Here is a 24,993-nt window from a genome sequence, read left to right as displayed (position 1 = left end):
GGCGGCTGCGCCTTACCCGGTCTACAGGTGCAAAATTTGTTGAATGTGGGTTACCGCAAACAACAGCGACAGCGAGAGAACAGCGAGCGCGATCAGGAACTTATCGCGCACCGCTTTCGGCTGCACAAAATCGTCCTGCGCCACGTCCATCAGGTTACGGCTGCGGGTATAGCGCCATAAAATGAGGGCCACCAGCGCCAGCACAACAACAGAGATCCAGAACGGCACCCCGGTGCGGTGCCAGTTGTGCTTAATCGCCAGGGCAATCAGCGCGCCATACCCCAGCAGCGTGCGCAGCCACGCGAGGGACGTCCGCTCCGGCTGCAGGCCGGGGTCCGCTTCGCGCCGCGCTTTGCGGCTATCCGCCATAGAACACCAGCACCATCACCACGCCCGCTACCGCCAGCAGGATTGCGCTGATGATGAGTAATCCGCGCGTATAGGGCAGATCCTGCTTCAGACGCATCGCCTTCTCATTGCGCAGCCAGCGCAGGTAACCGTAAATCGCCAGCACGCCCGCAAACAGGCACAGCAGTAGCGCCAGCACTTCGCGAATCAGCGGCGTGGCGAAATCAGGCGCGAGCTGGTCGAGGCCGACGCCTGCCGCCAGAAAACCGAGCGCCGTGCGGATCCACGCTAAGAACGTGCGTTCATTAGCCAGCGAGAAGCGGTAGTCCGGCGCTTCGCCGAGGCGGGAAATTTTCATGAAGGTTCCTTGTCGTGCTACAGGCAGGCTTCAGCATAGCGTAAATCGACCAGGACAAGGAGACCGGCATCGGGCGATGCCGGTCTGGAAGGTTAATGCAGCTCTGGCCAGTACTCTTTGTTGGCTTCGATCAGGTCATCCAGAATCGCTTTCGCAACGGACGCGCTCGGCACGGTTTTCGACAGGGTAATCGCCTGCCAGAGTTTCTGGTACGAGCGGTGTTCCCAGGCATCCACCACCAGTTTCTCTACCGCCACCTGCTGGCTCATCAGCCCTTTCTGGAAGTGTGGAATATCACCCACCGTGAGCGGCTCCGGCCCGTTATGGCCCACCAGACACGGAATTTCCACCATCGCGTCGGCGTCAAAGTTATGGATGGCCCCGTTGTTTGGCACAATCAGCAGCATCCGCTCCTGGGTGTTAAAGGCAATGGCCGTCGCCAGATCGACGATGTACGACGCATGTTCATCGATTTCCAGCTCACCGGCGGAGGATTTTCCGGCTTCGATAATCGCCCGGCAGGCGCTGAACACATGCTTCTCGCGGTGATCCATGACCTCATTGGCGCGGGTCCGTTCCGGGTTGGCGTGCGCCACCACGTAGTCCGGGAACAGGTAATACTTCAGGTAGGTGTTCGGCATGGTGTCCGGATCCAGCGCCTGCACGTCTTTTGCTTTGGCGAAGGTATCGTTCCAGCTCGCTTCGGTATGTACGTCTTCAGAAGGTGGAACATAGCCGTTTTTCGCCACGTATTCGCGCAGTTTTGGCAGCAGATCGTTACCGTTAAGATCTTCAATAGATGTCCACCAGCCGAAGTGGTTCAGTCCGTAGTAGCGCACGCGCATCTGTTTGCGGTCTTTCAGGCCGACAATCTGCGCCATGCGTCCTTCAATGCCGATCGGCATATCGCAGATGTTGAGGATTTTGGCGTTCGGACGCAGGCGGCGCGTGGCTTCCGCGACAATCGCCGCCGGGTTGGAATAGTTCAGCATCCACGCGTTCGGGGAGTACTGCTCCATGTAATCCACCAGCTCCAGCACGCCGCCGATAGAGCGCATGCCGTAGGCGATCCCGCCCGGTCCGCAGGTTTCCTGGCCCAGCACGCCGTGGCGCAGCGGGATTTTCTCATCTTTTTCACGCATCGGGTATTTGCCCACGCGGATATGCGCCATCACGAAATCCACATCAGTAAACGCCGCTTTCGGATCGGTGGTGTAGCTGAACTCAATCTCCGGAGCCTGCTCTCTGAGGATGATTTTGCACGCTTCGGCGATGGTCTCCTGACGCGCGCCGTCGTTGTCATAAAACTTCAGGGCGCGCAGCGGGAAACGGTCACGGTTGGCTAACAGCATCAGGACGATACCAGGCGTAAACGTGCTGCCGCCGCCTGCAATGACAACTGAGAATTTTTTCATGATATAGCCTCTGTCAGGGTAGTTTGGTCGTTCGTTAAAGGGGTTTTCATTAGCGATTCAAGCTGGTCGCGCACCTGGGGAACGTGCAGACCAACAATCACCTGAATGCCGTTGCCGCGTCGCACCACACCGTGTGCGCCAAGGGCTTTGAAGACGTCGTCGCTTTGGGTTTTCGCCATATCGACCAGCGCAATGCGCAGGCGGGTGGCGCAGTTGTTGATGCTTTCGATGTTGGCCGCACCGCCGAGTGCCTGCAGGAATCCGGCGGCCTGTCCAACCTGCTGGCTGGCCGCCGCCGGGGCGGTGGTTTGCCCGCGCGCCGCCTTATAGTCAGCCTTGCTGTAGAGTTTGATTTCGCTCTCTTCCCGGCCCGGGGTTTTCAGGTTCAGCCGCTCAATCAGCGTTTTGAAGACCACGAAATAGAGACCGGTGAAGCAGACGCCAATGCCGATCTGGGTGAATACCGTTGACGCGTGGTTGTGGAACATCGGGATCCAGTTTTGCGGCAGGAACTGGTCCAGCAGGCCGCCACCCATGTTCCCCACGACGCCGAAGAGGTACATCACCGTCGCCATGGTCGCCGCCAGCACGGCGTGGACGGCAAACAGCAGCGGTGAGATAAACAGGAAGGTGAATTCCAGCGGCTCAGTAATACCCACCAGCACGGCGGTGAGCGTAGCCGGGATCAGCAGCCCCGCCACCTTAACGCGGTTTTCCGCCGACGCGGTGTACCAGATGGCCAACGCAATCCCGACCGAGCCAAACACCTTAGAGTTGCCGTGCAGCGCGAATCCGCCTTCCGGGAAGAGAGTTTTCAGCGGCAGCGTGCTCTGGCTGAATTCCTGCAGGTGCTGCGCCCAGTAGACCTGAATCCCCCCTTCCACCGCCGCCGGACCGAAGATGAACGGACCGTAGACGAAGTGGTGCAGCCCGGTTGGGATCAGAATGCGTTCCAGGAAGGTATACACCCACACGCCCAGCGCACCGGCAGAGCGCAGGAAAGCCTGCAGGGACTCGATGCCCATCTGCACTTTCGGCCAGCCCAGCAGCGTCAGCCAGGCGCAGGGGATCATGACGAAGAACGCGAGGATAACGACAAACGAGCTGCCCTGGAAAATCCCCAGAAAGACCGGCAGTGGCTTGTCAAAATAGCGGTTGTGGATGGCGGTAACGATACCTGAAATCACAATGGCACCGATGATGCTGGTATCGAGCGTTTTGATTCCGGCAATCATCGCCAGCCCGCTTCCGGCGGTAGGTTCAGCAGAGAAGTCGACGCCAAAGAAATGGCCCCAGGTCATGCCCATCGCGTTGATGAAGTAGTTCCAGGTCAGGAAGCTAATCAGCACCGCCAGACAGGCGCGGCCCTGCGCCTGCTTCGCCAGGCCAATCGGTAAGCCGACGGCAAAAATCAGCGGCATATTGCGAAACACTGCCCAGCCGCCCTCTTCAATGATGTGAACAATCTGCGCGAAAAGATGATCGGGGGCCGTTAACGCTTCGCCGACAAACAGCGGGTTGCGAAGCATAATGGCGATTCCCACCACGATCCCGGCAAACGGAAACAACAACACCGGGGTAAACATGGCACCGCCAAAACGTTGTATTTGACTGAGCATTTTTAAATCCTCACGTAACAACCTGTAGGGGGTAGAGGCCTTTATGTTTTTTTGCTGGCCTGAGGTGAGCATAAGAACTTACTGATGCGCGAACATGGCGTGCCGCTGCGATTCGTGATCGCATTCATGGTTTTATTTTGACCAATCAGGTCTACTTTTTGCTGTAAATATGGACATGTCAGGACGCCATCCACGCCCTGATAAGGGCAGAGAGGTCTACTGGTGATCTACAAATCAATCGCCGACAGATTGCGGCTGCGGCTGAATTCGTCGGACTACAACATCGGCAGCCCGCTGCCGGGCGAAAAAGCGCTGGCGCAGGAGTTTGGCGTGGCGCGAATGACCATCCGCAAGGCGCTGGATCTGCTGGTGAGCTGGGGTCTGGTTGAGCGGCGGCACGGCAGCGGCACGTTTGTCTCGCGTAAAGACGTTCACCACGAAACCACTAACCTGACCGGGCTGGTGGAGGTGCTGCGCCAGCAGGGGAAAGAGGTGCAGAGCAAGGTGCTGCAGTTCGAAGTGATGCCCGCCCCGCCCGCCATCGCCAGCCAGCTGCGGATTCAGGTGGATGAGCGGATCTATTTTTCACGGCGGGTGCGCTACGTGGACGGAAAGCCACTGATGCTGGAGGACAGCTTTATGCCGGTGAAGCTGTTCCGCAACCTGTCTCTGGCGCATCTTGAAGGGTCAAAGTTTGATTACATCGAGAAGGAGTGCGGGATCACCATCAGCGGCAACTACGAGAGCCTGACGCCGGTGCTGGCAGATAAACAGCTGGCTGGCTATATGAACCTGCCGGAACAAACGCCGCTGCTGCGGATCACTTCCCTTTCCTACAGCGACAGCGGCGAGTTCCTCAACTATTCCGTCATGTTCCGAAATACCAGCGATTACCAGGTGGACTACCATCTGCGGCGCATCCACCCGGACGACCTGCTAGCTAATCCCCCAGAACAGCACCGCCAGTAGCTGCGGGGTGATGATGCGCAGGAACATCACCAGCGGGTAGACGGTGGCATAGGACAGCGCCGCCGCACCGCTGGTGGCGTGCAGGTTGTTGGCAAAGGCCAGCGCGGGCGGGTCCGTCATGGAGCCCGCAAGCATGCCGCACAGCGTCAGGTAGTTCATTTTAGCGAACATACGCGCCAGTATGCCTACCGTCAGCAGCGGGATCGCCGTGATAAATATGCCGTAGCCGACCCAGCTCATCCCTTCCCCCCTGACCAGGGTATCAACAAAATCCCCACCGGATTTCAGGCCAACCACTGCCAGGAACAACACAATGCCCAGCTCGCGCAGCGCGAGGTTGGCGCTCGGCGGCATGAACCAGTAGAGCTTACCGATACAGCCGATACGCCCGAGGATCAGCGCCATAATCAGCGGCCCGCCCGCCAGGCCCAGCTTGAGCGCGACCGGGAAGCCCGGCACGTATACCGGAATGGAGCCGAGCAGGACGCCAAGCCCGATGCCGATAAACACCGGCAGCATCTGCACCTGCTGCAGTTTTTGCTGGGCGTTACCCACCATATCCGCGACAGCGTCAATGGACGACGGACGCCCGACCAGATTAAGGATATCGCCGAACTGTAGGCTGGCCTCAGGACTGGCAACCAGCTCGACACCCGCGCGATTAAGCCGGGAGATGACCACGTCATAACGCTCTTTGACCTGCAGATCGCGTATTTTCTTGCCCAGAACGTGCTCGTTAGTCACCACAACGCGTTCCACGCGCATATCGGTGCCGCGGGTGGAGAGCGAGGTATCCACTTCCTGACCAATCACCAGCCGCGCGTTGTTTAAATCGCCTGGCTGGCCGACCAGGTGCAGCAGATCGCCTTGCTGGATAACGGTGCCCGGCGCGGGCACCATCAGCATCTCGTCGCGCTTAAGGCGCGAGCAGATAATGTTGGCGCTGTTCAGGATCGGCACGTCCTGAATCGCCATATTGTTCAGGTTGGGGTTATCGACCCGAATGTTGATGGTTTTGATCGGCATATGGCCGTTGGTGAGCGTGGTTTCGTGGTCCTTCGCCTCTTTGTCGACGTTAATGCGAAACAGGACGCGTACCAGCCACATGGAAAGCAGAATGCCGCAAATCCCAAACGGATAGGCCATGGCGTAGCTCATCCCCATCTGGTCGACAATGCCGGGTTCGATGCCCAAATCGCGCAGGATTTGCTGCCCCGCACCGAGCGCTGGCGTGTTGGTAACCGCCCCGGAGAAAATGCCCAACACGACGGGCAGCGGGATATCAAAGATCTTGTGCAGAATCGCGGTGACCAGCCCGCCCATCACCACAATACCGAGGGCAAAGAGGTTGAGCCGTAGTCCGGAAACCCGAAGAGAGGCGAAAAAGCCCGGTCCCACCTGAATGCCAATGGTATAGACGAACAGGATCAGGCCGAACTCCTGAGTAAAGTGGAGCATTTCGGCGCTGAGGACCAGCCCGAGCTTGTCGGCAAAATGCCCGACAAAAATACCGCCAAACAGCACACCGCCAATCCCAAACCCGACGCCGCGGATTTTGATATTACCAATCCACAGCCCAACGACGGCGACCAGGGCCAACACGCTGACGGTTAACGCGATATCACTCATGATCCCCTTCCTTAGCATAACCTTAGTTATGCTAAGGATTCTCTCAGAGCCGGGGGTGATTGTATGGGCGATGGCGCACAAAAAAGCCCTGCCGGGGCAGGGCTTCGTGCTGTCTGTGAGTATTGTCGGGTGGCGGCTACGCCTTACCCGACCTACAGGATCGGCGGGCTTGTTAACTGTTCAACGCTGGCCGATCGCTAATGGCGATACGCTGCGGCGCGATGGCTTCCGGCACGTTGCGGAGCAGGTCGATATGCAGCAGCCCGTTGGTAAACGTTGCACCAGATACTTCCATATGGTCTGCCAGAGTAAAGCTCAGGCTGAACGGCTGATTAACCAGCCCCTGATGCAGCCATTTGGTCTCGGTCTCTTGTTGTTCCGGCGACCCTTTCACGGTCAGGCGCGTGCCTTCAAGCTGGATATCCAGATCTTCCTGGCGGAAACCGGCCAGCGCCAGAGTGATGCGATAGTGGTTATCATCGCTTTTTTCGATGTTGTAAGGCGGAAACGTCTGTTGCTCATTGCTGCTTTGCAGGGCGTTAGCCAGTTTGTCAAAACCAATCCACTGACGCAGTAAGGGGGATAAATCATAGTTACGCATACTAAATCTCCTTCTGAGAAGCGAGTTCGGCACAGTTTAATTTTGTGCGCAGTTGTTCCTGCAAATCCTGACGGATTCACATATGCTCCCATTACGGCAAGCAAGTCTGGGTGGGCCGCTCGCGCGACCCGCATAATTAGTTAATTTCGATACGACGCGGTTTTTTCTCTTCCGGAATCACACGTTCCAGTTCGATAAACAGCAGACCGTTGACCAGGTTCGCGCCTTTCACGTGAATGTTCTCGGCTAACTGGAACTTGCGTTCAAAGTTGCGCTCGGCGATGCCCTGGTAAAGGTAGGTACGTTCTTTCTGCTCAGCCGTATGAGAACCTTTCACCACCAGCAGGTTGTCCTGCGCGGTGATCTCCAGTTCGTTTTCTGCAAAACCGGCGACGGCAATGGCGATGCGGTAGTGGTTTTCGTCAACCAGCTCAACATTGTATGGAGGGTAGCCGTTGCTCTGGCTTTGGTTATTTTCTAAATGGTTAAACAGGCGGTCAAAACCAATTGCAGAACGGTATAGCGGAGAAAGATCGAAGTTACGCATAAATAAAACTCCTGAAATCAGCGAGAAAATGTAGCCTTCCACCATGGACAGGCCTTTGCGCCCCCGAACACCCATCAGGCGTGTTCGTTATCGGGCCACGTTATTAAAATGGGTCTGCAATCGGGCTTTTCAAGCACGACGACTGCACTTTTTTTTGCACTTTTGTGCATCTCGCTTAGACTGGGACAACAGCACAAAGGGTTAAATTGCGATGGCTGCCACAGTGCGGGGTTATCGGGCTATCCATTTTGGATAAGGCTCGCTATAACCCTGAGTTGCAGGTCTATGCAGTGCCATTAACGATGACTGAGTGATGATGAAAAATGTTCTGATAAAGCTGACGACGTTCAGCGGGGTAGTTTTACTTTGCGGGTGTTCGAGCGTGATGTCTCACACCGGCGGTAAAGAAGGAACATATCCGGGGACGCGCGCCAGCGCGGCGATGATCTCCGATGACGATACAAACTGGGGCACCAAATCCCTGGTTATCCTGGATATGCCGTTTACGGCTGTGGCGGATACGCTTCTGCTGCCGTGGGATATATTTCGTAAGGACAACTCCGTGCGCTCACGGGTAGAAAAAAGCGAGCAGGAAAACCTGGCGACAAACGCCGTCATCCCGCCCGCAGCAATGCCTCCACGCTAGTTCTGCGCGGTTTCCGTTAACCAAAGCTGACGGAAACCGCCTGTCTCTTCCATCCACGCGATAAAGCGCCCGTCCGGCGAAAACACCACCGCATCAGCAGACGGCGGGTTGCCGTGATCGGACGTCAAAAACGTCACCTTGCCGGTTCGTACATCGCAGCAGGCGATCCGATTTTCGAGCACAAACCCCAGATGATTGCCGGAAGGATGCCAGTTAAACGCAGACTGAATGCCGCTCTCAGTATGGGTTAACGGGTGCGGCTCGCCGCCCTCAGGAGAGATCAGCCACAGCTGCACAATACCGTTATCATCACGCATCAGGAATGCAATCTGTGTCCCCTGTGGGTTACTGCGAACCCAGTGACGCGGTACGTTCACCAGACCCGGATAGCGGTTCTGGTGGGTAAAGGTTAACCGGCGCTGCATCACCCCCGCGGGTGGCGCAGGCAGGGTTTCTGCCGTGCCCTGCAGCGGCGTATCGCCCGCACGCTTCCAGCCCTGCTCGTCTTCTGGCAGGTCGACGATAAACAGTTCAGGCACTTTTTCGCCCTGCGCAGAAAGGGTATCGCCGATAAACGCCAGCCTGTCGTTACCCACCCAGCCCTCTTCATAGGCGCGGTTGATCTCATCGCTGCCCGGCTGCGGGTCGGGCGTCGTGCGGGTGACCAGCACGCTCCAGAACGTGCCCGAGTACTCACGGGGATGGTTCCCCTTCGGGTTCACCGGGCCGTAAGGCGCAGCCACGCCGACGTTGCGTAAATCAAGCTTAGGGTCGCGCGCGTGCAGAACATGGTCGTTATAGGTAAAGCTGACGAACTGCCCGTTCGGGCTGTAGACATGGACGTGGCTGCCGCCGCGCAGCGCGCCTGCGGTGTAAGGCGCGGTGATATCCATCGCATCCAGATTGCTCACCTGGCCATGATGCGCAATCACTCCCTGGCGATGATGAAAATCATAGTGCCAGTCTGCATCCGGATTTTTCGGGCCGTGGATAAAGACGTATTTCTCCTGGGCAGGATGAACGGTCACCACGCCGACGTGCGCGCCGTCAGTGGCGCGATAAACCACCTCCACTTCGCCTGAATGGACGTTAACCCGCTCAATGGTTTCACCGGTGAACGACGCGCCTGACGGGCGCACATCGTAGACCAGCCACTGGCTGTCCGGCGTCCAGGTATTGATATTGGTGAGCTGGTGGTGACGGGAAGCGAAGGTGATTTGTTTCATGGGGATACCCTGATGCGCGGTTTTCGCATCAGGGTAAAACATCAGCGGGATTTAGCCTACTCGTTTAACGTCGCCCACCAGCAGAATGTAGGAGAGCGCACCGACCAGTGCAACCGCCGAGATATAGACCAGCGCCGGGCCGAAGCCGTAGTCCTGCGCCAGGTAGCCGATAACCAGCGGCACGGTGATGCCGCCCAGCCCGCCAACGAAGTTAAATACGCCGCCGGTCAGGCCAATCAGCCGCATCGGTGCCAGAGACGACACCAGCGACCAGGTGATAGAGGCGAAACCATTCCCGAAGAACGCCACCGCCATCAGGGTCATAATCCACACCGGATCGTTGGTGTAGTTGGCACCCATGATGCAGGTTGAGATCAGCAGCCCGCAGATAATCGGCGTTTTACGCGCCACGCCCAGCGAGTAGCCTTTTTTCACCAGCTTATCGGCCAGCCAGCCGGAAAGAAGTACGCCGAAGAAGGCCGCCAGGAACGGTACGGTGGTCATAAAGCCCGCCTTCAGCGCGGTAATCCCCTTCTCCTGCGTCAGATAGTTCGGGAACCAGGTCAGGAAGAACCACAGCGTTGAGGTAACCGCAAACTGGCCCAGATACACGCCTACCAGCTTACGGTGGAAGACCAGCTTCCAGTCCGCTTTGGTCAGCGGCTGACGCGCCTCTTTTTTCACCGGCACATCGCCATCCACCAGGCCACCGCCGTCGCGGATGTAGTCCAGCTCGGCTTTGGTGATGCTTTTGGTCAGACGCGGCGGCTGGTAAACCTTGAACCAGATCAGCGACCAGATAATGCCAATCCCACCGGTGACGATGAACACCCAGTGCCAGCTCAGCAGCTCCTGGATCCAGATCAGCAGCGGCGTCAGGAACGCCAGGCCGACAAACTGTCCGGAGGTATAAAAACCGACGGCGGAAGCGCGTTCGTGCTCCGGGAACCAGCTGGTCACCATACGGTTGTTGGTGGGGAATGCCGGCGCTTCAAAAATACCGGTGATGGCGCGCAGGCCAATCAACGACATCAGCCCGGTCGCGAAGCCCTGGAACAGGGTCGCCACGGACCAGCCGAAAATGGCGATAAAATAGGTCAGACGTGAGCCGACGCGGTCAAGGAACCAGCCGCCGGGGATCTGGCACAGCGTATAAAGCCAGGCAAACGCCGAGAAGACGTAGCCCATTTCCGCTTTGGTGATGCCAAACTCTTCCTGAATATGAGCCGATGCCACGGCAAGGTTGGCGCGGTCAACATAGCAGATAACCACGGTAATAAAGATCATGATTAGCGTCAGGTAGCGGCGACGCCCGGTTTTTGCAGCAGTAACTGGAATATCCATCGCAATCTGTCTCCAGATTTTGGGCATAGCGAAGCCGCTCACCATGCCCTGTAATTTACAGAGGGTTATATTTTTGTATTTACGATTTTTGCCCGGTGGCGAAGCGCCAGCCGGAGAGTTACCACTCCGCTACGGAGCCATCTTCATGACGCCACAGGGGATTACGCCAGTCCGGCGCGTTTTTACTCAGCTCAATGACTTTGGCTTCGTCAATATCCACGCCAAGGCCAGGCTTCATTAACGGTTTGAAGAAACCGCCTTCCATGTTGAAATCGTCTTTGTTTTTCACAAAGTCGAGCAGCTCTGCGCCCTTGTTATAGTGAATGCCCATGCTTTGCTCCTGGAACACGGCGTTGCGGGAAACAAAGTCGACGTGCAGACAGGCAGCCAGCGCGATCGGGCCAAGCGGGCAGTGCGGGGCCAGCGCCACATCATAGGCTTCTGCCATCCCGGCAATTTTGTAGCATTCGGTGATGCCGCCTGCGTGGGAGAGATCCGGCTGCAGAATCGCAATACCTCCCGCTTCCAGCACGCGCTTGAACTCGAAGCGCGAGAACATACGTTCACCCGCCGCGATCGGAATATGGGTCTGTTCTGCCAGCTTCGGATAGTACTCCGCCTGCTCGGCCAGCACCGGCTCTTCGATAAACAGCGGGCGATACGGTTCCAGCTCTTTAATCAGCACTTTGGCCATCGGCGCGCTGACGCGTCCGTGGAAATCCAGACCAAACTCAATCTCGTTGCCGAAGGCTTCACGGATTTGCGCCACGGTATTCACGGCACGATCGACCGCGCGCGAGTTGTCGATAACGCCCATCTCTTCGCAGCCGTTGAGCTTGAAGGTATCAAAGCCAATGTTGCGCAGCTGCGTGATGCCGTCGATCACTTCCGCAGGGCGGTCGCCGCCCACCCAGCTGTAGGCTTTGATTTTGTCGCGCACCAGGCCACCCATTAGCTGCCAGACCGGCGCGTTCAGCACTTTGCCTTTGATATCCCACAGCGCCTGGTCGATGCCTGCGATCGCGCTCATCAGGATCGGGCCTCCGCGGTAGAAACCCGCGCGGTACATTACCTGCCACAGGTCGTTGATGCGCGCAGGGTCCTGACCAATCAGGTACTCGCCCAGCTCATGCACCGCAGCTTCAACGGTGCGCGCACGCCCTTCAATCACCGGTTCGCCCCAGCCAACCACGCCTTCGTCGGTTTCGATTTTCAGGAACATCCAGCGCGGGGGTAAACGGTACGTGGTGAGTTTGGTTATTTTCATTTCACTGCCTCTCGATACGCTTTCACAAATGCTGTCGCCTGCTGTGCGGTACGTTCCACGGACTGTCCAGCGCGATAGAGATCGCTGCCCAGCCCCGCGCCCACGCAGCCAGCGTTCATCCACTGGCCCAGGTTTTCTGGCGTTACGCCGCCCACGGCAAAGACCGGCACGCTGGCGGGTAAGACCGCTTTCAGCGCTTTGATGTAGTCAGGGCCAAAGGCCGAAGACGGAAAAATTTTGAGCGACTGCGCGCCCGCATCGAGGGCAATAAAGGCTTCGGTAGCCGTCGCACATCCCGGACACACGGTCATGCCATGGCCCACCGCGCGGCGGATGACCTCGGGGTTGATGTTGGGGGTGACGATGAGTTTGCAGCCCATCTTCGCCAGCCTGTCCACCTGCTCCGGCTGTAACACGGTACCCGCGCCAATCAGCGCTTTATCGCCATAGGCATCCACCACCGCCGGAATGCTTTTTTCCCATTCCGGGGAGTTGAGCGGGATTTCCACCGCGTCGAACCCGGCGTCGATAACCGCGCCAACGTGCTCTAGCGCTTCACCGGGCGTAATGCCGCGCAAAATCGCGATAAGGGGAAGATCAGTTTGCCACTGCATGAGCGATGCTCCTTATTCCTGCCTGAAATGCCGTGTCGCCGGATACCGTTGCAACATCACGCCCAACGGCGCGAAACGCCTGCTCGTAGCGCGACGTTAGCGATGCGCCGGCGACAATGGTGATGGCCTGCTCGTACGCGATGAAATCACGCATGCTGGCGACCTCTGCGCCAATCAGCAGGCCAGAAAGAAACTCGCTAACCTGCTCGCGCGGGAGATTTCCCAGCACGTGCGAGGCGCGAACCTCAAAAAGCTGCGGCAAAACGGCAGGGGAAGCGATCCCACGTTCAAGCCCGGCAGCAAACGCCTCTGACGAGGCTTCTTGCTCCGGCAAACCGGCGCCCACCAGCGAGTGATTGAGCAGCAAATGGTGTAATTCGCCGGTCATCACAGTGCGAAAATCGTGGATTTGCTCAGCGTCGGCCTGGACCCACTTGCAGTGCGTTCCGGGCATGACGTAGACAGAAGAAGGAGAAAGCGTGCGCGCGCCAAGCAGCTGCGTCTCTTCGCCGCGCATCACGTTGTGGTTATCGTCGCGAGAGACGCACAAGCCGGGAATAATCCAGATATTGTCGCCAACGAACGTTAACTGCTCGCCAATAGCGGAGAAATGGGCGGGAACCGGTAGATAAGGCGCGACTTTCCAGCCTACGTTACTGCCGACCATCCCCGCCATCACCACCGGCGTGGCGCCATCGCGCCAGTTTTGCGTTATCTCTGCTAACACCGCTTCGGGGGATTTCCCGTTCAGACGCGTAACGCCTGCTTCCGATTGCCTGCTCTCCAGGCACTGCTCGCCCTGATAAAGCCAGGCGCGCAGATTGGTCGATCCCCAGTCAATTGCGATGTAGCGAGATGTCATGTGATTTCCTTCAGCCTTCGTGTCGAGCTGGCAATCATGGTGAGCGCCGCCTGCTCTGCCGCATCGCCGTCCTGATGCCGTATCGCATCGAACAGCGCTTTATGTTCCTGGAGCGTTTTCGGCATGTTGGCCTCATCGCCCATCCAGGTACGTTCAAATACCGCTCGCTGCAGCGAGCTGATCGCCACGCTAAGCTGCTGTAATACCGGGTTATGCACCGACTGCAGCACCGCTTCGTGGTAGCGAATGTCCGCCTCGTTGAACGCCTCCCGGTTCTGGTTATTGGCGATCATGTCGTTCAGGGCCGACTCAATCTGCGCCAGGTCGCCTGACGTTGCGCGCTCCGCCGCCCAGCGAGCGATGGCCGGTTCAACCAGGTTTCGCACCTCGCTCATCGCGCCGATAAGCCGTGGGTCGTAGTCGTTTTCCAGCACCCACTGCAGAACGTCGGTATCGAGGTAGTTCCACTGGTTGCGCGGAGCGACAAACGCGCCGCGATAGCGTTTCATTTCAATCAGCCGCTTCGCCATCAGCGAGCGGAAGACTTCCCGGATGATGTTGCGCGAGGTTTCAAATTCCTCACACAGTTCAGCCTCTGCCGGTAGCGGCGAACCGGGAACGTATTTCCCACCCACAATCTGGGTGCCCAGCGTGATGACGATGCGATCGGTTTTATTGAGAGTCATGGAGAGTCCTTGTGCTCTGTATGTCCATCACTACTTTACCGCGACCGCTGAATTTCACCTCACTTTTGCAGTACAAACGTGAGGGCGTTCGTCTTTGCTGTGGTGGTAATGTAGTACAATAATTTAATGTTGTACTACAATCCAGATCACAAAAAGAACAATTCAATAAATTCAGCGCAAAAAAAAGCCCCGGTTAATAACCGAGGCTGATGACTGAAAATGAGCGTTACTGCAGCACAAACTTCTCAATGGCGTATGCCACGCCGTCTTCGAGGTTGGATTTGGTAACAAAATTAGCCACTTCTTTCACCGACGGGATGGCGTTATCCATCGCCACACCCATACCCGCGTATTCAATCATCGCGATGTCGTTTTCCTGGTCGCCCAGCGCCATGATCTCGTCAGGTTTGATGCCCAGCGCGTCGGCCAGCGATTTTACGCCCGTACCTTTATTGACGCGTTTATCGAGGATTTCGAGGAAGTACGGCGCGCTTTTCAGCACGGTGTACTTCTCTTTTACCTCAGCCGGGATGCGCGCAATCGCTTTATCCAGGATCTCTGGCTCGTCGATCATCATCACTTTCAGGAACTGAGTGGCCGGATCCATCTTCTCGGCTTCACAGAACACCAGCGGAATGGTCGCGACATAGGATTCATGTACCGTGTAGTAGCTGATATCGCGGTTGGCGGTGTAGAGCGTATTGCGATCGAGTGCGTGGAAGTGGGAACCCACGTCACGTGACAGTTTTTCCAGGAACAGGTAGTCATCGTAGCTCAGCGCGGTTTGCGCAACCGTACTGCCATCCGCGGCTTTCTGCACCAGCGCACCGTTATAGGTAATGCAGTAGTCGCCAGGCTGATTCATGTGCAGCTCTTTCAGATAGCTGTGCACGCCGGCATACGGACGACCCGTGGTCAGGACCACATTCACGCCCTTTGCGCGTGCTGCGGCGATCGCGTTTTTAACGGCTGGAGAGATAGTGTGGTCAGGCAGCAGCAGCGTGCCGTCCATATCGATTGCAATGAGTTTGATAGCCATGAGTTCCCCGGGATAAATGAGTGCTGCCTCATGCTAACGCGATTAAGCACACAAAAATAGAGCTACATTGCGCAACAAAAACCCCCTTTTATGCTCATCCCGGAGAACGACGACTCACTCGCGGGTGAGAACGATTTTACCAAACGCGCCACGATCCAGATGTTCGAGCGCCTGTTCAAGTTCATCGAAGCGGTAGCGATGCTCAATCACCGGTTTCAAACCCGTGACGTCAACGGCACGGACGAAATCTTCCAGCGCCCGGCGATGTCCCACGCCAATCCCCTGAATGACCGGGGATTTCAGCAACAGTTCGCCAGCAGACAGCGAAATGTCCGTCCCGGCCAGCACGCCAATGACCGATATACGTCCGTGAACGGCAACGGCGCGCAGGGAATGCTTCAGGTTCTCCCCACCCACGGTTTCGATAATATGGTCGATGCCGCGATCCTGCGTGAGTGCCAGCGTATCTTCAGCCCAGTCGCCTTTCAGCCGGTTGATACCCTGGCTGGCCCCCAGTTTTTTGGCCAGCGCCAGTTTTTCATCACTTCCCGAGGTGACAAACACCTCTGCGCCGTGCGCTTTTGCAATTTGCAAAGCGAAAATCGCCACGCCACCGGTACCTTGCACCAGTACCGATTGCCCGGCACGTAGATGACCGCGCTCCACCAGCGCGAACCATGCGGTTAGCCCTGCGCAGGGTAAGGTGCTGGCCTCTGCGTCATCCAGGGTCTCCGGGGATGCCGCCAGCGCATCTTCATTCACAATCACATATTCGGCCAGCATGCCCTGGAAGTAGCCGCCGGACGTTTTATAGGGCAAATTGCGCGCGTCCGCCTGCGGCTTACCGTCGATCCACTCAGGGAAGAAGGTTGAGATGACGCGCGCGCCGGGTTTGAAACGCGTAACGCCTTCGCCGATGCTTTCCACCACGCCCGCCATGTCAGACGCCGGCGTAAACGGGAAGGAAAGCGGAATCGGCATCGTGCCTTCAATCACCATTTTATCGCGATAGTTGAGCGCAACGGCATTTACCCGTATGCGCACTTCACCCGGGCCGGGCTGTGGAACAGGTTCCTGAATGAGTTTGAGGCTCTCGCGCCCGAGGGCGTTCATGGACCAGCGCTGCATTGTCTCTGTCATTTTTTCTCTCCTGCCATCAAATAAGCTTTAAGACTGACAGTCTACCGTTGACTTCCACTCACCAGTGGCGATAAGTTTTCTCTTTATTGACGCCTTAATAGATACAATTCATGACCGATACGCTGAAGGATATTCCTGTTTTTGTAGCCGCTGTTGAGGCGGGAAGCTTTGCTCAGGCCGCAATCCGTCTGCATTTGTCACGCTCGGCGGTAGGAAAAAGCATCGCTCGTCTTGAACAACGACTGGGAGTACGCCTGTTTCAACGCACCACCCGCAGCCAGAGCCTGACCGATAACGGTGCCCTTTTTTATGAACGCTGCCTGCGCGCGCTGGAGGAAATTCGGGGCGCAGAGTCGCTGCTTGAAACAGGGAAACAGCAGGTCAGCGGCCGCCTGCGCGTTGCCATGCCGGTGCTGTTTGGTCGCCAGTGCGTCGCCCCGCTGCTGATAGAACTGGCGCAGGAACACCCCGGACTTGAACTGGAAATGTCATTCAGCGACCGCGTGGTGGATCTCGTCGAGGAAGGGTTTGATATGGCAGTGCGTAACGGCACGCTGCAGGACAGCAGCGTGCTGGTCGCCAGAAGGCTGGGTGAACACCGCATGGTGCTGTGCGCCGCGCCGGATTATCTACAGAAAAGAGGTCTGCCAGAAACCGTTGCTGATTTACCCCACCATGCGGCCATTAACTATCTGCGAGCAGGCAGAGTGCTCCCCTGGCAACTGATGGATAACGAAGGGACGTCGCACACCTTTACTCCCCGCTCATCACTCAATATGGATGATTTGCAGGCAATCTGTGACGCTGCGCTGGCGGGGCACGGCATTGCATGGTTGCCCTGCTGGATGGCCAGCAGAGAAATTCATCAGGGAAAACTCGTCCCACTGTTAAAGCAGGCGCCGGATGTGCGCTTCGACGTTCATGCGGTCTGGCAGCAGACGCCGCATCTGCCGCTGAGAGTCAGAATTGCCGTCGATACGCTCGCCAGCCGTTTACCGTCAGTGCTGTCGCTGGAGATGCCTGCGCCCATAAAAAAGCCGCGCTAAAAGCGCAGATTAACGATCTGATTCATACAGGCAAACCTGCTTACCAGGCGAAACTCTGCTTATAACAGTGAAGTACACATCCTGGCTACGTTCTGACGTCCACAGCTCCCCGGCCGGGGCTTTTCTCGCAAAGGAATAGCCACGCAAAACAAGATATTGTTTAAGTGCAGCGGTATCAGATACCCCGCTAAAGCACACCCCAGCGGTGTCCGGCTGTCCATTTGCAGCAGAGTGGCTGAAGGTATAATCCGGTGAAAGGCGTGGTGCCTGCTTAATCGATTCTGGGGTGTAAAGATGATAGCGAACCCTATCTGATTCACGGTATGTCATCTCAGGCTCATACGGCAAAAGGAGGTATATGACCGTGACAATCACAATGGCCAGCCCTGAGAATATGGCTAACTTTTTCATGCTCAACGTCGTCCTGAGTGGGTAAAGAAGGAATGATATGTGCCGTTATCGTTAAGAATACGAACAATGTCTGAACTGAAGTTATCAAACGGCGTTACCCACCTCATAAAGCGGGGAAGCGGGCCTTTATAGGGTTCATGCCGGATATTAAGGTCATCAGGGTCGGGAAACATCAATGGAAGAAAACCCCGGTTCTTGAAATTACCGATCGGTCCGTAATGATCCCAGCGGCGTAGTGCGCTTTCACGACTGACAGGCCGCAACTGAGCCCGGTAATCCGAAGGAATCAGCGCCCTGTAAAAACCGAGCAGATCCGACACCAGGTCTTCTCCGCTGAACCCGCTATCGGTGTACCAGCTGAAAAAAGCGCGGGACTGGTAATTTTCAAAATTTCTCGCGGTATCCATCATCATGGCTAGGGCAATGCTGTTAATTTCTGACATCGAGCGCCCACGTTTTATTTCCCAGCGAACAAACTTACCCGTTCCGGCCAGTCCTTTCCCGATATTCATTCTCTGATTGTATGCAATCGTGTAATAAGGTCTGCCACTGGCTTCGCCGCTGCTGAAATCAGCCAGAAGCAGGGAAATATCTTCGCCCCTGGCATGCCCCAGGTCGATCCAACCGAGGACCTCACTGTAGACGAGGCCGCTGCGGGTCGTTACCTGCCATTCATCGGCCCCGATAATATCGCTCCTGCTGCTCATTCGGTGTATTCCTTTTTCCGTAACGATTTCAACTCTAACAGACCACCATACTCATCGTCAGGGTATGTTCGGGATATATTCTCCTGGTAGAGGATTATGTCAATGAGATCGACTTTGTTCTATTGATACACAAATTTAAGCAAAAAAAGAGAGGGACATCATGCCCCTCTCTTTTTTGTTCTTAGCCAACTGCATTCTTTATGAGACATCATTTCATTTGGAATGAGACCCCACAATAACAACCGTTAAATATCGATATTTGCCGCTTTCAGCGCGTTCTCTTCGATGAAGGCACGACGTGGTTCAACCGCATCGCCCATCAGCGTCGTGAACAGCTGGTCAGCAGCAATCGCGTCTTTAACGGTGACGCGCAGCATGCGACGGCTTTCCGGATCCATGGTGGTTTCCCACAGCTGATCCGGGTTCATTTCACCCAGACCTTTATAACGCTGGATCGCGAGGCCACGACGGGACTCTTTCACCAGCCATTCCAGCGCCTGCTCGAAGCTGGCAACCGGCTGACGACGCTCGCCACGTTCGATAAACGCATCGTCTTCGATCAGGCCGCGCAGCTTTTCGCCGAGCGTGCAGATACGACGGTATTCCGGACCGGTCACAAATTCGTGCTCCAGCGGATAGTCGGTATCAACGCCGTGGGTACGCACGCGAATAATAGGCTCGAACTGCTTATCGGCGTTCTGCTGGATATCGCATTTCCACATGCTGCCGTGCTGCTCTTTCTCGTTCAGATCGGTCACCAGGGCGTTCACCCAGCGGGTTACGGTCTGTTCGTCGCTCAGATCGGCTTCGGACAGAGTTGGCTGATAGACCAGCTCCTTCAGCAGCGTTTTCGGATAACGGCGTTCCATACGCGTGATCATTTTTTGCGTGGCGTTGAACTCGGACACCAGACGCTCCAGCGGCTCACCAGCCAGCGCAGGAGCGTGAGAGTTCGCGTGCAGGGTAGCGCCATCAAGCGCGATCGCGATTTGGTACTGATCCATCGCTTCGTCGTCTTTGATGTACTGCTCCTGCTTGCCTTTTTTCACTTTATACAGCGGCGGCTGGGCAATGTAGACGTGGCCACGCTCAACGATTTCAGGCATCTGACGGTAGAAGAAGGTCAACAGCAGCGTACGGATGTGCGAGCCGTCGACGTCCGCATCGGTCATGATGATGATGCTGTGATAGCGCAGTTTGTCCGGGTTGTACTCATCGCGGCCAATGCCGCAGCCCAGCGCGGTGATCAGCGTCGCCACTTCCTGAGAAGAGAGCATCTTGTCGAAGCGCGCCTTCTCAACGTTAAGGATTTTACCCTTCAGCGGCAGGATAGCCTGGTTCTTACGGTTACGGCCCTGCTTCGCAGAACCGCCCGCGGAGTCCCCTTCCACAAGGTAGAGTTCGGACAGCGCCGGGTCGCGTTCCTGACAGTCAGCCAGTTTGCCTGGCAGGCCAGCTAAGTCCAGCGCGCCTTTACGACGGGTCATCTCACGGGCTTTACGCGCCGCTTCACGGGCACGCGCCGCATCGATAATTTTGCCCACAACGATTTTCGCATCGGACGGGTTTTCCAGCAGATATTCGCTCAGCAGTTCGTTCATCTGCTGTTCAACCGCCGATTTCACCTCAGAAGAGACCAGCTTGTCTTTGGTCTGTGAGGAGAACTTCGGATCCGGTACCTTCACGGAGACAACGGCAATCAGGCCTTCACGGGCATCGTCACCGGTGGCGCTGACTTTCGCTTTTTTGCTGTAGCCTTCTTTGTCCATGTAGGCGTTCAGGGTACGGGTCATCGCCGCACGGAAGCCCGCAAGGTGAGTACCGCCGTCACGCTGTGGAATGTTGTTGGTAAAGCAGTAGATGTTTTCCTGGAAACCGTCGTTCCACTGCAGCGCCACTTCTACGCCGATACCGTCTTTTTCGGTGGAGAAGTAGAAGATATTCGGGTGAATTGGCGTTTTGTTCTTGTTCAGATACTCAACGAACGCCCTGATTCCGCCTTCGTAGTGGAAGTGGTCTTCTTTGCCGTCACGCTTGTCTTTCAGGCGAATAGACACGCCGGAGTTCAGGAACGACAGTTCACGCAGGCGTTTCGCCAGAATGTCGTATTCGAATTCGGTGACGTTGGTGAAGGTTTCGTGGCTCGGCCAGAAGCGCACCAGTGTACCGGTCTTATCGGTATCGCCCGTTACCGCCAGCGGAGCCTGCGGCACGCCGTGGGTATAGAGCTGACGGTGAATTTTGCCTTCGCGCTGGATAACCAGCTCCAGCTTCTGCGACAGGGCGTTAACCACGGAAACGCCTACGCCGTGCAGGCCGCCGGAAACTTTATAAGAGTTATCGTCGAACTTACCGCCTGCGTGCAGGACGGTCATGATCACTTCTGCCGCAGATACGCCCTCTTCCGGGTGAATACCGGTTGGGATGCCACGACCATCATCGGTGACGGAGACGGAGTTATCCGCATGGATGGTGACCACGATGTCTTTACAGTGACCCGCGAGCGCTTCGTCGATAGCGTTATCTACCACCTCGAATACCATGTGGTGCAGACCGGTGCCGTCATCCGTGTCGCCGATATACATACCCGGGCGCTTACGCACCGCATCCAGTCCTTTCAGGACTTTGATACTGGAGGAGTCATAAGAATTCGACATCAACGTTTCTCGCTCATTTCAACTTGGGTTAATCCGTTATTTTACCCTTTTCCACGGTAAACATCTTCGAATTTTCGTCCGACATGTCTATAACGTGTTCAGCGCTAATGGCGCTGACGAAAACCTGCGACTGCGTGGCTTTTAAGCGGCTGGCAAGCAGCCCGCGCCGCGCGTCGTCAAGTTCCGAGGCAAAATCATCTATCAGGTACAGGCAGCGTCGCCCGCTCTCGCGGGTGAGAAACTCCCCCTGCGCCAGGCGCAGCGCGCACATCAGGAGCTTGAGCTGCCCGCGCGACAGCGTATCTTCCACCGGAGCACCGTCGGCACGAATGCGGAAATCCGCCTTGTGCGGGCCGTGCGCGGTATAGGTCAACATGCGGTCGCGCTCGAAGTTTCTCTCTAACACCTCGGCATAATCCGTCTCTTTCTCCCAGCCGCGCTGGAAAGAGAAGGTGAGAGAGAATTCGGGTAAAAACTGTTTGCAGGTATCGGCCATGTCTTCGGCGATACCCGCGCTGTATTCGGCACGCCAGCGGCTGATCTGTTCCGCAAGGGGAATGAGTTCCATATCCCACGGACGCAGCTGGGCGTAACGCGTTACCTGGCGCAACGCGGCGTTACGCTGCTTGAGCAGGCGCTTCAGGTTGCTCCAGGCGTTAAAGAAACCGGCTTCGTTGTGAAAGCATCCCCAGTCGAGGAACGCTCTTCTGTATTTGGGGCCGCCGTTGAGTAAAGTAAACCCCTCTGGCGTAATCAGCTGCATCGGCATCAATAGCGCCAACTCGGCCACTTTGTGGCCGTCGGTACCGTCGATGCGCACCTTGCTGTCACCCTGCTTGTCTTTACTCAGGCCGATGGCGGTTTCCCGCTCTTCGCCCTGCAAACGCCCATGCAGAACAAAAGATTCCTGTTCGTGGCGGATGACGCGACCAATCTGCAAACTGCGAAACGCCCGACCGTGGCCGAGCGTATAAATGGCCTCAAGCACGCTGGTTTTGCCGCTGCCGTTTGCGCCAACCAGGAAGTTAAAGCCAGGGGATAAAGCGAGATCCGCGCTTTCGATATTGCGAAAGTCGCGGATCAACAGACGGGTGAGCGACATTACAGTCTCATTGGCATGACAACATAGGCAGCCGACTGTGATGCGGCATCTTCAATCTGTACGCTTGAAACGGAGTCGGTCAGCAGGATGCGCACGTTCTCGCATTTCAGCGCATTCAGCACATCCAGCACGTAGCTAACGTTAAAGCCGATTTCCATCTCGGTTCCGGCGTAGGTGACGTCCAGAATTTCTTCTGCCTCTTCCTGCTCCGGGTTATTAGCGGTGATTTTGATCTGATTTTCGCTCACATACAGGCGCACACCGCGGAATTTCTCGTTCGAGAGAATCGCCGCACGGGCAAAGGCCTGCTTGAGGCTATCGCAACCCGCTTCCAGCGTTTTGTCCGGATTTTTCGGCAATACGCGGCGATAATCTGGGAAACGTCCGTCAACCAGCTTCGATGTGAAGACAAAATCACCCACGTGTGCGCGGATGTTGTTGCTGCCGATCTGCACGCGCAGCGGCGTGTCGCCACCGTCGAGCATACGCATCAGCTCAATCACCCCTTTACGCGGCACGATCACCGAATGGTTTGGCAGTGAAACGCCAATCGGCATGGAACAGACCGCCAGACGGTGGCCGTCGGTGGCCACGGTACGCAGCTCTTCACCTTCGGTTTCGAACAGCATGCCGTTTAAGTAGTAACGAACGTCCTGATGCGCCATGGAGAACTGCGTGGCTTCAATCAGACGTTTCATCGTCGCCTGCGGCAGGGTGAATTCAACTTCACTTTGCCAGTCGTCCAGGTTCGGGAAGTCCGCAGCTGGCAGCGTAGAGAGCGAAAAACGGCTGCGGCCAGAGCGCACCAGCATACGGTCGCCTTCCAGCTGCACGGCGATTTCAGCGCCTTCCGGCAGCCCGCGGCAGATATCAAAGAATTTACGTGCCGGAACCGTGGTCGCGCCTGCGTCGTGCGGCTGAGTCAGCGTAACGCGCGCGATCATTTCCATTTCCAGATCTGTACCGGTCAGCGACAGCGTACCGTCCGCGACCTGAAGCAGCAGGTTTCCGAGAATAGGCAGCGTTGGGCGGCCACCTAATGGGCCACTCACCTGTTGCAGCGGTTTTAATAAATGTTCACGTTCAACGGTAAATTTCATAGCGTCACGATGATAATGTTCTGATTAGATTGGAAAAATCTTCTTTTATGTCGTGGCTTTCTTCGCGTAACTGCTCAATCTTGCGACAAGCGTGCAGCACGGTCGTATGGTCACGGCCACCAAACGCATCCCCGATTTCCGGCAGACTGTGGTTGGTTAACTCCTTTGCCAGCGCCATCGCCATCTGACGCGGGCGCGCCACCGAGCGGGAACGACGTTTAGACAGTAAATCTGCCACTTTGATCTTGTAGTACTCAGCCACCGTCTTTTGAATATTGTCGATAGTGACCAGTTTTTCCTGCAATGCCAGCAAATCACGCAGCGCTTCACGCACAAAATCGATGGTGATCGCACGACCGGTAAAGTTGGCATTGGCGATAACGCGGTTCAGTGCCCCTTCGAGCTCACGCACGTTGGAGCGCAGACGCTTGGCAATGAAGAACGCCACTTCACCCGGCAGGCGAATGTCATTTTCATCGGCTTTCTTCATCAGGATCGCAACGCGGGTTTCCAGCTCCGGTGGCTCGATCGCCACGGTCAGGCCCCAGCCGAAGCGGGATTTCAGACGATCTTCAACGCCGTTGATCTCTTTTGGATAACGATCCGAGGTCAATATGATTTGCTGATTTCCTTCCAGCAGGGCATTGAAGGTGTGGAAAAACTCTTCCTGCGATCGTTCTTTATTGGCAAAGAACTGGATGTCATCGATCAGCAGGGCGTCAACGGAACGATAGTAGCGTTTAAACTCTTCGATCGCATTGTTTTGCAGGGCTTTTACCATGTCCTGAACGAAGCGCTCGGAGTGCATATACACCACTTTGGCATTGGGCTTGCGCGCCATAATGCCATTACCCACCGCATGCAGCAGGTGCGTTTTACCCAGGCCCGTGCCGCCATAAAGGAACAGCGGGTTGTAGGCCCCACCGGGGTTATCAGCAACCTGCCGAGCCGCCGCGCGCGCCAGCTGGTTCGACTTACCTTCAACGAAGTTATCGAACGTGTGTTTCACGTTAACGTTAGAGCGGTAGGTTGGTTCAGCCGGTGCAGGGACATTATCCCAGCCCTGACGAGCGGGTGCGACGCGAGGGGCCGGCGCGGGCGCGGCCTGAGCAGGCGCAGCCACATTCACGGTTTCACGAACGGTTTGGGTGACCGGCTTTGTGCCCACTTCAAAGCGCAGCTGCGGGGCATCTGACCCGCAGAAATCGTTCAGCAGTCCATTGATGTTATTAAGGTACTTGTCCCTTACCCAATCGAGCACAAAACGGTTTGGCGCATACAAAGCCAGCGTGTTATCGCTCAGCTCCGCCTGCAACGGGCGGATCCACATACTGAATTCTGTGGCTGGTAACTCATCCTGCAATCGGGCAAGACACTGCTGCCAAAGCGAAAGTGACACGGCGGACTCCACTCGAACAATAAAAGAAAACTATTGAATATTCATGATTGTTGGCGCACATCGACATGACCCAATGAGGGGGATGTGCGAACCGCTATCTGCGGTTATACACGCCATCGTTGATACAATCTGAACGATATTGTGTTTATGCCCGGCCAGGATCGCTGGATCCCGATCGGGACCGCGGATCATAGCCTAAACTGAGCCAGAGATCTTCTGTTTCTCACAGATTCTTCCCGATTTATCCACAGGAAGATCCGG

At 56.4% G+C, this 24,993-nt stretch carries 24 protein-coding genes and 1 other annotated feature; of the genes, 3 read left to right on the top strand and 21 right to left on the bottom strand.

Annotation, left to right across the window (positions count from 1 at the left end; translation table 11 throughout):
* Nucleotides 1-21 precede the first annotated feature (21 nt).
* The 4 genes from PYW49_RS19370 to PYW49_RS19355 form a co-directional block, all read right to left on the bottom strand.
* Nucleotides 22-369 (bottom strand): DUF202 domain-containing protein, encoded by a 348-nt coding sequence (locus PYW49_RS19370; protein WP_320387257.1) that lies wholly within the window; start codon nt 367-369, stop codon nt 22-24.
* Complete coding sequence (locus PYW49_RS19365; protein WP_024907384.1) at nt 359-706, bottom strand: YidH family protein; 348 nt, start codon at nt 704-706, stop codon at nt 359-361. Before PYW49_RS19365 ends, PYW49_RS19370 begins: the two co-directional genes overlap by 11 nt.
* A gap of 92 nt (nt 707-798) precedes the next feature.
* Nucleotides 799-2,121 (bottom strand): 6-phospho-alpha-glucosidase, encoded by a 1,323-nt coding sequence (locus tag PYW49_RS19360; protein ID WP_320387256.1) that lies wholly within the window; start codon nt 2,119-2,121, stop codon nt 799-801.
* Nucleotides 2,118-3,740: an alpha-glucoside-specific PTS transporter subunit IIBC gene (locus tag PYW49_RS19355; RefSeq protein ID WP_320387255.1), complete on the bottom strand. Its 1,623-nt coding sequence runs from the start codon at nt 3,738-3,740 to the stop codon at nt 2,118-2,120. The genes PYW49_RS19360 and PYW49_RS19355 overlap by 4 nt, the downstream gene beginning before the upstream one ends.
* Before the next feature lie 222 nt (nt 3,741-3,962).
* Here PYW49_RS19355 and PYW49_RS19350 point away from each other — a divergent pair, with 222 nt between their 5' ends.
* Nucleotides 3,963-4,709, top strand: coding sequence for a GntR family transcriptional regulator (locus PYW49_RS19350; RefSeq protein ID WP_320387254.1), 747 nt, complete (start codon nt 3,963-3,965; stop codon nt 4,707-4,709).
* Here PYW49_RS19350 and PYW49_RS19345 read toward each other — a convergent pair.
* The 3 genes from PYW49_RS19345 to ibpA all read right to left on the bottom strand — a co-directional run bounded on the left by PYW49_RS19345 (nt 4,677) and on the right by ibpA (nt 7,486).
* Complete coding sequence (locus PYW49_RS19345) at nt 4,677-6,338, bottom strand: putative transporter (protein ID WP_320387253.1); 1,662 nt, start codon at nt 6,336-6,338, stop codon at nt 4,677-4,679. The genes PYW49_RS19350 and PYW49_RS19345 overlap by 33 nt on opposite strands.
* Nucleotides 6,339-6,510: 172 nt before the next feature.
* Nucleotides 6,511-6,939 (bottom strand): small heat shock chaperone IbpB, encoded by a 429-nt coding sequence (gene ibpB, locus PYW49_RS19340; protein ID WP_134348258.1) that lies wholly within the window; start codon nt 6,937-6,939, stop codon nt 6,511-6,513.
* A 136-nt stretch (nt 6,940-7,075) separates the two neighbouring features.
* On the bottom strand, nt 7,076-7,486 hold the full coding sequence (ibpA, locus tag PYW49_RS19335; protein WP_008500162.1) for a small heat shock chaperone IbpA: 411 nt from the start codon (nt 7,484-7,486) through the stop codon (nt 7,076-7,078).
* Nucleotides 7,480-7,551, bottom strand: a sequence feature (ROSE (Repression Of Heat Shock gene Expression) occurs in the 5'-region of heat shock genes and acts as an RNA thermometer to modulate expression.). (Overlaps the previous gene by 7 nt.)
* Before the next feature lie 248 nt (nt 7,552-7,799).
* On the opposite strand from ibpA, the gene PYW49_RS19330 reads away from it, so the two are divergent.
* Nucleotides 7,800-8,132 (top strand): YceK/YidQ family lipoprotein, encoded by a 333-nt coding sequence (locus PYW49_RS19330; protein ID WP_134348257.1) that lies wholly within the window; start codon nt 7,800-7,802, stop codon nt 8,130-8,132.
* On the opposite strand, the gene PYW49_RS19325 is transcribed toward PYW49_RS19330, so the two are convergent.
* From PYW49_RS19325 to PYW49_RS19290, 8 genes are all read right to left on the bottom strand, one after another.
* Complete coding sequence (locus tag PYW49_RS19325; protein WP_320387252.1) at nt 8,129-9,358, bottom strand: DUF3748 domain-containing protein; 1,230 nt, start codon at nt 9,356-9,358, stop codon at nt 8,129-8,131. The genes PYW49_RS19330 and PYW49_RS19325 overlap by 4 nt on opposite strands.
* Nucleotides 9,359-9,409: 51 nt before the next feature.
* Nucleotides 9,410-10,747: an MFS transporter gene (locus tag PYW49_RS19320; protein WP_320387251.1), complete on the bottom strand. Its 1,338-nt coding sequence runs from the start codon at nt 10,745-10,747 to the stop codon at nt 9,410-9,412.
* 73 nt (nt 10,748-10,820) lie between these two features.
* Entirely contained in the window at nt 10,821-11,969 is a 1,149-nt protein-coding gene (gene dgoD / locus PYW49_RS19315; RefSeq protein ID WP_320387250.1) for a galactonate dehydratase, read from the bottom strand.
* Nucleotides 11,966-12,583, bottom strand: coding sequence for a 2-dehydro-3-deoxy-6-phosphogalactonate aldolase (locus PYW49_RS19310; protein ID WP_134348253.1), 618 nt, complete (start codon nt 12,581-12,583; stop codon nt 11,966-11,968). Before PYW49_RS19310 ends, dgoD begins: the two co-directional genes overlap by 4 nt.
* On the bottom strand, nt 12,567-13,445 hold the full coding sequence (locus PYW49_RS19305; protein WP_320387249.1) for a 2-dehydro-3-deoxygalactonokinase: 879 nt from the start codon (nt 13,443-13,445) through the stop codon (nt 12,567-12,569). Before PYW49_RS19305 ends, PYW49_RS19310 begins: the two co-directional genes overlap by 17 nt.
* Nucleotides 13,442-14,131: a D-galactonate utilization transcriptional regulator DgoR gene (gene dgoR, locus PYW49_RS19300; RefSeq protein ID WP_003861109.1), complete on the bottom strand. Its 690-nt coding sequence runs from the start codon at nt 14,129-14,131 to the stop codon at nt 13,442-13,444. Before dgoR ends, PYW49_RS19305 begins: the two co-directional genes overlap by 4 nt.
* Before the next feature lie 226 nt (nt 14,132-14,357).
* Nucleotides 14,358-15,170 (bottom strand): sugar-phosphatase, encoded by an 813-nt coding sequence (gene yidA, locus PYW49_RS19295; RefSeq protein WP_134348251.1) that lies wholly within the window; start codon nt 15,168-15,170, stop codon nt 14,358-14,360.
* A gap of 114 nt (nt 15,171-15,284) precedes the next feature.
* Nucleotides 15,285-16,310 (bottom strand): zinc-dependent alcohol dehydrogenase family protein, encoded by a 1,026-nt coding sequence (locus PYW49_RS19290; RefSeq protein ID WP_320387248.1) that lies wholly within the window; start codon nt 16,308-16,310, stop codon nt 15,285-15,287.
* 110 nt (nt 16,311-16,420) lie between these two features.
* Between PYW49_RS19290 and PYW49_RS19285 the strand changes: the two genes are divergently transcribed.
* The gene (locus PYW49_RS19285) at nt 16,421-17,356 is read left to right on the top strand and encodes a LysR family transcriptional regulator (protein ID WP_320387247.1); all 936 of its coding nucleotides are present in this window, start codon (nt 16,421-16,423) and stop codon (nt 17,354-17,356) included.
* A 9-nt stretch (nt 17,357-17,365) separates the two neighbouring features.
* On the opposite strand, the gene PYW49_RS19280 is transcribed toward PYW49_RS19285, so the two are convergent.
* The 6 genes from PYW49_RS19280 to dnaA form a co-directional block, all read right to left on the bottom strand.
* Nucleotides 17,366-17,767 carry a hypothetical protein gene (locus PYW49_RS19280; protein ID WP_134348248.1) on the bottom strand — a complete coding sequence of 134 codons (402 nt, stop codon included), beginning with the start codon at nt 17,765-17,767 and terminating at the stop codon, nt 17,366-17,368.
* 2 nt (nt 17,768-17,769) lie between these two features.
* Nucleotides 17,770-18,474, bottom strand: a complete 705-nt coding sequence (locus tag PYW49_RS19275) for a hypothetical protein (RefSeq protein WP_320387246.1) — start codon at nt 18,472-18,474, stop codon at nt 17,770-17,772.
* A 245-nt stretch (nt 18,475-18,719) separates the two neighbouring features.
* Nucleotides 18,720-21,131 carry a DNA topoisomerase (ATP-hydrolyzing) subunit B gene (gene gyrB / locus PYW49_RS19270; protein WP_134348246.1) on the bottom strand — a complete coding sequence of 804 codons (2,412 nt, stop codon included), beginning with the start codon at nt 21,129-21,131 and terminating at the stop codon, nt 18,720-18,722.
* A gap of 28 nt (nt 21,132-21,159) precedes the next feature.
* Nucleotides 21,160-22,233, bottom strand: a complete 1,074-nt coding sequence (gene recF, locus PYW49_RS19265; RefSeq protein ID WP_134348245.1) for a DNA replication/repair protein RecF — start codon at nt 22,231-22,233, stop codon at nt 21,160-21,162.
* A complete protein-coding gene (gene dnaN, locus PYW49_RS19260) occupies nt 22,233-23,333 on the bottom strand; it encodes a DNA polymerase III subunit beta (RefSeq protein WP_134348244.1) in 1,101 nt (366 codons plus the stop codon). Before dnaN ends, recF begins: the two co-directional genes overlap by 1 nt.
* A 4-nt stretch (nt 23,334-23,337) precedes the next feature.
* Complete coding sequence (gene dnaA, locus PYW49_RS19255; protein ID WP_010426558.1) at nt 23,338-24,732, bottom strand: chromosomal replication initiator protein DnaA; 1,395 nt, start codon at nt 24,730-24,732, stop codon at nt 23,338-23,340.
* Nucleotides 24,733-24,993 lie beyond the last annotated feature (261 nt).

This window comes from Enterobacter chinensis (genome assembly GCF_034008295.1).
Classification (GTDB): domain Bacteria; phylum Pseudomonadota; class Gammaproteobacteria; order Enterobacterales; family Enterobacteriaceae; genus Enterobacter; species Enterobacter chinensis.
This window is presented reverse-complemented; position numbering and strand designations above follow the sequence as displayed.